This is a genomic window from uncultured Campylobacter sp. (assembly GCF_937997595.1).
GTDB lineage: Bacteria > Campylobacterota > Campylobacteria > Campylobacterales > Campylobacteraceae > Campylobacter_B.
This window is the reverse complement of sequence record NZ_CALKTS010000103.1, coordinates 1-1,018: the sequence shown is the minus strand read 5'-3', so window position 1 is coordinate 1,018 and position 1,018 is coordinate 1. Positions and strand designations below refer to the sequence as shown.

Here is a 1,018-nt window from a genome sequence, read left to right as displayed (position 1 = left end):
CAACGCCAAAGACCGCGCGGAGCTTGATGAGATCATCGCGCAAGATCCGTTCTTTAAAAATGGCGTCGCAAAATATGAGATCATAGAATTTGCGCCGACGAAATTTGCGCCCGAGTTTTGGCGACTTTTCGGCGAATAGAGGGCTTGCGCGGGTTAAATTTTAAAATTTACGCGCTCAAAACACGCCTCTGAAATTTAGCCGTTTTGCGCGCAAGATAAAATTCCCGCTAAATTTAAAAGCCGGTCGCGGCGGTAAATTTAGATAAGCTTAAAACCGAAATTATACAAAACGGCGAAATTTAAAGGAGATTTTATGCGGATAAAACTGCGGCTCGCAACGCCGCAAGATGCGGAGGCACTGCTTGAAATTTACGCGCCCTACGTAAAGCAAACAGCGATCAGCTTCGAATACGACGTGCCCGGCGCCGCAGAATTTGCAGAGCGCATCGAGCAAACGCTGCAAAGATACCCCTATCTGCTCGCTTACGTAAGCGACGAGGCGGCAGGTGCGAACGATGAACGGGATGAAAATTTTAAAATTTCTGCGAGCGCAGAGAGTGAAATTTCGCCCGCAGACGAAGCGCGAGATCGCACAAACGCCGCGACGAAACAAAATGGCGCAAATTTAATCGTCGCGGCAAAGCAAAGCGGCGCAAATTTAAAACACGAACAAATCCTAGGCTACGCCTACGCTTCGGTTTTCAAAGAGCGGGCGGCATACGATTGGTCGGCAGAAAGCTCGGTTTACGTGTCGCAAAACGCGCGCGCTCTGGGCATCGGCAGGCTGCTCTACGAGGCGCTACAGCGCGCACTCAAGGCTCAAAACATCGTAGATATGAACACTTGCATCGCTTGCGGGGATGACGAATATCTAAACGACGCGAGCGTGCGATTTCACGAGCGCATGGGCTTTCGCTTCGTCGGAAAATTCGAGCGCTGCGCCTATAAATTCGGCCGCTAGTACGATATGGCGTGGATGCAAAAGCCCATCGGCAAGCATCTGCAAAACCAGCCCGCG

The 1,018-nt window shown here is 51.0% G+C and carries 1 protein-coding gene; it reads left to right on the top strand.

The genetic code is table 11. The features are described from left to right. The first annotated feature begins 313 nt into the window (after positions 1-313). Positions 314-961 carry a GNAT family N-acetyltransferase gene (locus Q0614_RS03710; protein ID WP_298786625.1) on the top strand — a complete coding sequence of 216 codons (648 nt, stop codon included), beginning with the start codon at positions 314-316 and terminating at the stop codon, positions 959-961. Positions 962-1,018 lie beyond the last annotated feature (57 nt).

What these genes read in the sequence shown, in the direction of transcription:
- Q0614_RS03710 (WP_298786625.1), top strand. Translation starts at nt 314, where the DNA reads ATGCGGATAAAACTGCGGCTCGCAACGCCGCAAGATGCGGAGGCACTG.